Below are 610 nucleotides of genomic sequence, written 5' to 3' on the forward strand. Positions count from 1 at the left end.
GGTGCTGATCCCGAAAGCAAAACAATGAATTCTGGAGCAGAAATAGTCAATTTTAGTATAGCAACTTCTGAGAGCTACACAGATAAAAAGACTAATCAAAAAGTAGAGAAAACAGAATGGCATTCAGTTGTGATTTTTAATCCACATTTGGCAAAAATTGCACTTCAGTATCTCAACAAAGGTTCAAAGGTTTACGTAGAAGGCAAATTACAGACACGCAAATGGCAAGATAAAAATGGGCATGACCGTTATACAACAGAGATTGTCTTACCACAATTCAAAGGCGAGTTGTATTTGCTTGATGCCAAAAAAGATCAATCGGCATCCCCTACCCCTTCACCTATTACTTCTCAAAATTATGCTATCGCTTCAGGGGCTGCTGATCATAGTGCACTCATTAATAATGATAGCATACCATTCTGATTGAAAAAAATATGACAAAAAGAAAAAAACGTGCAAAACGCGGACGTCCTCGGATTAAAGGATGTATCAGAGAACCAAATGGACGCATCTCACGAGCAAAAACACCGCATGAACCCATGGATAAATTGGCAATTGAAATGCGTGCCAAACGCTTCTGTTTGACCATAGAAGAGGCTAAAAATCCGCT

General features: G+C 38.9%; 1 protein-coding gene. It reads left to right on the forward strand.

Going from position 1 to position 610, the window contains the following annotated elements:
- Positions 1 to 423 (forward strand): single-stranded DNA-binding protein (gene ssb / locus ACFIKU_RS10190; protein ID WP_375657441.1); only part of this gene is annotated, 423 nt, incomplete at its 5' end.
- Positions 424 to 610: the final 187 nt, after the last annotated feature.

This window comes from Bartonella sp. CM120XJJH, from assembly GCF_042194715.1.
In the GTDB taxonomy this organism is placed as follows: Bacteria; Pseudomonadota; Alphaproteobacteria; order Rhizobiales; family Rhizobiaceae; genus Bartonella.